4 protein-coding genes and 2 tRNA genes are annotated in these 6,904 nt (G+C 56.5%); all 6 read left to right on the top strand.

Annotated features, from left to right (window positions below; genetic code table 11):
• Positions 1 to 130: 130 nt before the first annotated feature.
• The 6 genes from AC3WP7_RS15065 to lon all read left to right on the top strand — a co-directional run bounded on the left by AC3WP7_RS15065 (position 131) and on the right by lon (position 6,772).
• Positions 131 to 215: transfer RNA gene (locus AC3WP7_RS15065), tRNA-Leu, on the top strand.
• 77 nt (positions 216 to 292) lie between these two features.
• Positions 293 to 368, top strand: a tRNA-His gene (locus tag AC3WP7_RS15060).
• 400 nt (positions 369 to 768) lie between these two features.
• Positions 769 to 2,079 carry a trigger factor gene (gene tig / locus AC3WP7_RS15055; RefSeq protein ID WP_093124173.1) on the top strand — a complete coding sequence of 437 codons (1,311 nt, stop codon included), beginning with the start codon at positions 769 to 771 and terminating at the stop codon, positions 2,077 to 2,079.
• A 91-nt stretch (positions 2,080 to 2,170) separates the two neighbouring features.
• Positions 2,171 to 2,806 carry an ATP-dependent Clp endopeptidase proteolytic subunit ClpP gene (gene clpP, locus AC3WP7_RS15050; RefSeq protein WP_092244767.1) on the top strand — a complete coding sequence of 212 codons (636 nt, stop codon included), beginning with the start codon at positions 2,171 to 2,173 and terminating at the stop codon, positions 2,804 to 2,806.
• Positions 2,807 to 2,918: 112 nt separating this feature from the next.
• A complete protein-coding gene (gene clpX / locus AC3WP7_RS15045) occupies positions 2,919 to 4,202 on the top strand; it encodes an ATP-dependent Clp protease ATP-binding subunit ClpX (protein WP_003238279.1) in 1,284 nt (427 codons plus the stop codon).
• Between the two features lie 173 nt (positions 4,203 to 4,375).
• On the top strand, positions 4,376 to 6,772 hold the full coding sequence (gene lon, locus AC3WP7_RS15040; RefSeq protein WP_071492029.1) for an endopeptidase La: 2,397 nt from the start codon (positions 4,376 to 4,378) through the stop codon (positions 6,770 to 6,772).
• Positions 6,773 to 6,904 lie beyond the last annotated feature (132 nt).

Below are 6,904 nucleotides of genomic sequence, written 5' to 3'. Positions count from 1 at the left end.
GGGCGTAGCTCAGTTGGTAGAGCACGGGATTGTGACTCCCGTTGTCGAGGGTTCGATCCCCTTCGTCCACCCCATATTTTGAAAGGCGCCAGATTAATCGTCTGGCGCCTTTGCTTTAAGAGCTTCAAGCGCGGATGTGGTGGAATTGGTAGACACACTGGATTTAGGTTCCAGCGCCGCGAGGCGTAAGAGTTCGAGTCTCTTCATCCGCACCAAATAAAGCCTGGCCTTGTTGAGAAACGGGGTAGGGCTAGACAAAGAAGTGGTTTGGTTTCTTTGTTAACGCAATATGGTGGGCGTAGCTCAGTTGGTAGAGCACGGGATTGTGACTCCCGTTGTCGAGGGTTCGATCCCCTTCGTCCACCCCATATTCGAAAGGCGCCAGATTTAACAGTCTGGCGCCTTTTTTGGTTTCAGCGGTTCGACTATTCGGCGGCAGCACGTAGTGGGCCGCAACGGCAGGGCGTTTCGTCGTATTTATGTATCTCGATGATGCCGCGCTGCCTGTCAGCCCTGTTTGAAGGGTTGGCCGTCAGGGAGATGGATGACGACTTCTTCTATATATAGAAGGGGCGGCGCAGAGCCCTGGCGTGATGGGTTGTATTTGTCACCGGGGCGAGGTGCATCAGTGCCTTCGTACCGATAAATTGCCGGCTGTTTTCGGGCGTATTTGCAGTAGGGTGACTTCTTGAGTTTGACCCACTAGAATGCATGCCCTTGATTGGGGTCGGAAATGGCCGGCTAACGTCTGTGCAACGAGGAATATCCATGCAAGTTTCTGTTGAAAATACTACTGCTATCGAGCGTCGCCTGAGCATCACCGTGCCGGCTGAGCGTCTCGAGACTGCGGTCAACAAGCGTCTGCAGCAGACTGCCCAGAAGGCCAAGATCGCTGGTTTCCGTCCAGGCAAAGTGCCAATGAGCGAAATCAAGCGCCGTTTTGGTGCCGATGCGCGCCAGGAAGCTGTGGGCGACGTGATCCAGGCTTCTTTCTACGAAGCGGTCGTTGAACACAAGCTGAACCCGGCGGGTTCGCCGTCGATCGAGCCTAAGTCCCTGGAAGCAGGCAAGGACCTGGAATACGTTGCCGTATTCGAAGTGTTCCCTGAGTTTGAAGTGGCCGGTTTCGACGGTATCGCCATCGAGCGCCTGAGCGCCGAAGTGGCTGACTCGGACCTGGACAACATGCTGGAAATCCTGCGCAAGCAGAACACTCGTTTCGAAGTGGCCGACCGTGCTGCCCAGAACGAAGACCAGCTGAACATCGATTTCGTTGGCAAGGTTGACGGCGAAGTGTTCGCTGGCGGCTCCGCCAAGGGCACTCAGCTGGTGCTGGGTTCCAACCGCATGATCCCGGGTTTCGAAGACGGCCTGGTTGGCGCCAAAGCCGGCGAAGAACGCGTTCTGAACCTGACCTTCCCTGCTGACTACCAGAACCTGGACCTGGCTGGCAAAGCCGCCGAGTTCACCGTGACTGTCAACAGCGTTTCCGAGCCTAAGCTGCCAGAGCTGAACGAAGAATTCTTCGCGCAATTCGGTATCAAGGAAACCGGTATCGAAGGTTTCCGCGCCGAAGTTCGCAAGAACATGGAGCGCGAGCTGCGCCAGGCCATCAAGTCCAAGGTCAAGAACCAGGTCATGGACGGCCTGCTGGCTGCCAACCCGATCGAAGTGCCCAAGGCCCTGCTGTCCAACGAAGTGGATCGCCTGCGCGTTCAAGCTGTCCAGCAGTTTGGTGGCAATATCAAGCCTGACCAGCTGCCGGCCGAGCTGTTCGAAGAGCAAGCCAAGCGTCGCGTTGTGCTGGGCCTGATCGTGGCTGAAGTGGTCAAGCAGTTCGACCTCAAGCCGGACGAAGACCGCGTTCGCGAAATGATCCAGGAAATGGCTTCGGCCTACCAGGAGCCTGAGCAGGTCGTGGCTTGGTACTACAAGAACGATCAGCAACTGAACGAAGTGCGTTCGGTTGTGCTGGAAGAACAAGTTGTGGATACTGTTCTGCAGAAGGCTAAGGTGACCGATAAAGCGGTCTCTTACGAAGAAGCAGTCAAACCGGCGGAAGCAGCACAAGCCGACTGATTGTCCAACTCGTTGGAAATTCAACCATAAGCCAGCCTCGCGCTGGCTTATGCGTTTTCAAGACATGACTATTTGGGAGTAACTGCAGAGCATGTTCCGTAATTCCTATATTCAGCAGAACTCTGATATCCAGGCCGCTGGCGGCCTGGTCCCGATGGTTGTCGAGCAGTCCGCTCGTGGCGAACGCGCCTACGACATCTACTCGCGCCTGCTCAAGGAGCGAGTGATCTTTCTGGTGGGCCCCGTAGAGGACTACATGGCCAACCTGATCTGTGCGCAGCTGCTGTTCCTTGAAGCGGAAAACCCGGACAAGGACATCCATCTCTACATCAACTCCCCAGGCGGTTCGGTAACGGCGGGCATGTCGATCTACGACACCATGCAGTTCATCAAGCCGAACGTGTCGACCACCTGCATCGGCCAGGCCTGCAGCATGGGCGCGTTCCTGCTGACTGCCGGTGCCGAGGGCAAGCGCTTCTGCCTGCCCAACTCGCGCGTGATGATTCACCAGCCACTGGGCGGTTTCCAGGGCCAGGCGTCGGACATCGAAATCCACGCCAAGGAAATCCTGTTTATCCGCGAGCGCCTCAACACGCTGATGGCCAAGCACAGCGGGCGCACCCTGGAAGAAATCGAGCGCGATACCAATCGCGACAACTTCATGAGTGCCGAAGCGGCGCAGGCATATGGCCTGATCGACGCAGTGATCACCCAGCGTCCCGCTTAATATACGCCGCTCAAAATAGGGCTGGTCGGCATGTCCGACCACTGGCGGGCTTGAAAAAGCCCGCATAAGCCTTCATCTTGTGTTGCAAGCCTATCGGATTTGGATCGAACGAATGACTGACACCCGCAACGGCGAGGACAACGGCAAGCTGCTCTATTGCTCCTTCTGTGGCAAAAGCCAGCATGAAGTACGCAAATTGATTGCCGGCCCCTCGGTGTTTATCTGCGACGAATGCGTCGACCTGTGCAATGACATCATCCGTGAGGAGGTGCAGGAAGCCCAGGCCGAGAGCAGCGCGCATAAATTGCCTTCGCCTAAAGAAATCAGCGGCATCCTTGACCAGTATGTGATTGGTCAAGAGCGTGCAAAGAAGGTTCTGGCCGTAGCGGTATACAACCACTACAAGCGCTTGAACCAGCGTGACAAGAAAGGCGACGAAGTTGAACTCGGCAAGAGCAATATCTTGCTGATCGGTCCTACAGGCTCGGGTAAAACCCTGCTTGCAGAAACCCTCGCTCGCCTGCTGAACGTTCCGTTCACCATCGCCGACGCCACCACCCTTACCGAGGCTGGCTACGTGGGTGAAGATGTCGAGAACATCATTCAGAAACTGCTGCAGAAGTGCGACTACGACGTAGAGAAGGCCCAGATGGGTATTGTCTACATCGACGAAATCGACAAGATCTCGCGCAAGTCGGACAACCCGTCGATCACCCGGGACGTTTCCGGTGAAGGCGTGCAGCAGGCACTGTTGAAACTGATCGAAGGCACGGTCGCTTCCGTACCGCCACAAGGCGGCCGCAAGCACCCGCAGCAGGAATTCCTTCAGGTTGATACACGCAACATCCTGTTCATCTGTGGCGGTGCGTTCTCCGGCCTGGAAAAAGTCATCCAGCAGCGTTCCACCCGTGGTGGCATTGGTTTCAGTGCAGAAGTGCGCAGCAAGGAAGAAGGCAAGAAGGTGGGCGAGTCCCTGCGTGAAGTCGAACCTGACGATCTGGTCAAGTTCGGTCTGATCCCTGAATTCGTTGGTCGTCTGCCGGTCCTGGCCACGTTGGACGAGTTGGATGAGGCGGCTTTGATCCAGATCCTCACCGAGCCGAAGAACGCCCTGACCAAGCAATACGCCAAGTTGTTCGAGATGGAAGGTGTAGACCTCGAGTTCCGTACCGACGCACTCAAATCAGTGGCCAAGCGGGCACTGGAGCGCAAGACCGGTGCACGTGGCCTGCGTTCGATTCTCGAAGGCGTGTTGCTCGACACCATGTACGAAATCCCCTCGCAGTCCGAGGTGAGTAAAGTGGTGATCGATGAAAGCGTTATAGAAGGCAAGTCCAAGCCACTGTATATCTACGAAAACAGTGAGCCGACTGCCAAGGCTGCGCCAGACGCGTAAGCGTTTCGCAGTGTCTGTATAAGCAAGGGGCCTCCAGGGGCCCCTTTGTTTTTACGGCGTTTTTTACGCAGGAGCGTTTACTGCGTTAACTGCTGGCAATAAGCTTGTTTTTTTTGCATGCAGACCCCATCTTGGTTTCAAGCTTACTTTTCAATTGTCATAGAGGCGAAATCATGAAGACAACCATCGAATTGCCTCTCCTGCCGTTGCGTGATGTCGTCGTCTATCCGCACATGGTTATCCCGCTGTTCGTGGGGCGCGAGAAGTCTATCGAAGCCCTCGAGGCCGCGATGACGGGCGACAAGCAGATCCTGCTGTTGGCCCAGAGAAATCCTGCCGATGATGATCCAGGCGAAGATGCCCTGTATCGCGTCGGTACCATTGCCACCGTGCTGCAACTGCTCAAGCTGCCCGATGGCACCGTCAAGGTGCTGGTGGAAGGCGAGCAGCGTGGTGCGGTGGAGCGCTTCATGGAAGTGGACGGCCACCTGCGCGCCGAAGTGGCGCTGATCGACGAAGTCGAGGCCCCCGAGCGCGAGTCCGAAGTGTTTGTACGCAGCCTGCTCTCGCAGTTCGAGCAGTATGTGCAGTTGGGCAAGAAGGTCCCGGCTGAAGTCCTGTCCTCCCTCAACAGCATCGATGAGCCGAGCCGCCTGGTCGACACCATGGCTGCGCACATGGCGCTGAAGATCGAGCAGAAGCAGGACATCCTCGAAATCATCGACTTGCCGGCACGTGTAGAACATGTATTGGCACTGCTGGATGCCGAAATCGACCTGTTGCAGGTTGAGAAGCGCATTCGTGGTCGCGTGAAGAAGCAAATGGAGCGCAGTCAGCGCGAGTACTACTTGAATGAGCAGATGAAGGCCATTCAGAAGGAACTCGGCGACAGCGAGGAAGGCCACAACGAAATCGAAGAGCTGAAAAAGCGCATCGATGCCGCCGGCCTGCCGAAAGACGCCCTGACCAAAGCCACCGCCGAGCTGAACAAGCTCAAGCAGATGTCGCCGATGTCGGCCGAAGCCACCGTGGTGCGGTCCTACATCGACTGGCTGGTGCAGGTGCCGTGGAAGGCTCAGACCAAGGTACGCCTGGACCTCGCTCGTGCCGAAGACATTCTCGACGCCGATCACTATGGCCTGGAAGAAGTCAAGGAACGCATCCTCGAATACCTCGCTGTGCAAAAACGCGTGAAGAAGATTCGTGGCCCGGTGTTGTGCCTGGTTGGTCCGCCGGGTGTGGGTAAAACCTCCCTGGCCGAGTCGATTGCCAACGCTACCAACCGTAAGTTCGTGCGCATGGCCCTTGGTGGTGTACGGGATGAAGCGGAAATCCGTGGTCATCGCCGCACATACATCGGTTCGATGCCAGGAAGATTGATTCAAAAGATGACAAAGGTGGGTGTGCGCAACCCGCTGTTCCTGCTCGATGAAATCGACAAAATGGGCAGTGACATGCGAGGCGATCCGGCATCGGCGTTGCTGGAAGTGCTCGACCCCGAGCAGAACCACAATTTCAACGACCATTACCTGGAAGTCGACTACGACCTCTCCGATGTGATGTTCCTGTGCACCTCCAACTCCATGAACATCCCGCCAGCGCTGCTGGACCGGATGGAGGTGATTCGTCTGCCGGGTTACACCGAAGACGAAAAGATCAACATCGCCGTCAAATACCTCGCGCCCAAGCAGACGTCGGCCAATGGCCTGAAGAAAGGCGAGATCGAATTCGAGGTCGAGGCGATCCGCGACATCGTGCGCTACTACACCCGCGAGGCCGGTGTACGGGGCCTTGAGCGCCAGATTGCGAAGATCTGCCGCAAGGCGGTCAAAGAGCACGCACTGGAAAAACGCTTCTCGGTGAAGGTCACGGCCGACTCCCTGGAGCACTTTCTGGGCGTGCGCAAATTCCGCTACGGCCTGGCCGAACAGCAGGATCAGGTCGGCCAGGTGACTGGCCTGGCGTGGACCCAGGTGGGCGGCGAGTTGCTGACCATCGAAGCCGCAGTGATTCCAGGCAAAGGCCAGTTGATCAAGACCGGATCCCTCGGTGACGTGATGGTCGAGTCCATCACTGCCGCGCAGACCGTGGTGCGCAGCCGCGCCAGGAGCCTGGGGATCCCCCTGGACTTCCACGAGAAGCACGACACGCACATCCACATGCCGGAAGGGGCGACCCCCAAGGACGGCCCTAGCGCTGGTGTAGGCATGTGCACGGCCCTGGTATCGGCGTTGACCGGCATTCCGGTACGCGCCGATGTCGCCATGACCGGTGAAATCACCCTGCGTGGCCAGGTATTGGCTATCGGTGGCCTGAAAGAGAAATTGCTGGCTGCACACCGGGGCGGTATCAAGACCGTGATCATTCCTGAAGAGAATGTTCGCGACTTGAAGGAAATTCCTGACAATATCAAGCAGGATCTTCAGATTAAACCGGTTAAATGGATTGACGAGGTCCTGCAAATTGCGCTGCAATACGCGCCGGAGCCCTTGCCGGATGTGGCTCCGGAGATAGTTGCAAAGGACGAAAAACGCGAGTCTGATTCCAAGGAAAGAATTAGCACGCATTAATGTGTTAAAGCCTGGGGGCTTCCTTGACAGCTTTTTAGAGCCCTTGTTATAAAGCGGCTCTTAAGTGTCTGTAGGCCATTCAGCACTGGTTTTTGCTTTCACCAAAAAACTTAGAATCATACTCAATAGATA

The organism is Pseudomonas sp. FW305-3-2-15-C-LB1, assembly GCF_058787615.1.
This window is presented reverse-complemented; position numbering and strand designations above follow the sequence as displayed.